Here is a 275-nt window from a genome sequence, read left to right on the forward strand (position 1 = left end):
GACATTACGGGAGGGGAGAACACCAGCCTCTTTCGAACCTTCTATTGATTATGTTGTGACAAAAATTCCTCGTTTTAACTTTGAAAAATTTGCAGGGACAAATGACCGATTAACCACGCAAATGAAATCTGTTGGCGAAGTGATGGCAATAGGTAGAACACAACAAGAATCCTTACAAAAAGCGTTACGAGGTCTTGAAGTTGGGGCGACAGGATTCGATCCTAAAGTTGATTTAGATGACCCTGAAGCATTAACAAAAATTCGTCGTGAACTAA

Annotated in this window: 1 protein-coding gene; it reads left to right on the forward strand. The window is 40.4% G+C overall.

Annotation, left to right across the window (positions count from 1 at the left end):
- Window positions 1-275 (forward strand): hypothetical protein (locus BHE89_RS01660; RefSeq protein ID WP_171742424.1); only part of this gene is annotated, 275 nt, incomplete at both ends.

Origin of the sequence: Shigella sp. FC1967 (assembly GCF_001743005.1) — a bacterium.
Classification (GTDB): Bacteria; Pseudomonadota; Gammaproteobacteria; order Enterobacterales; family Enterobacteriaceae; genus Proteus.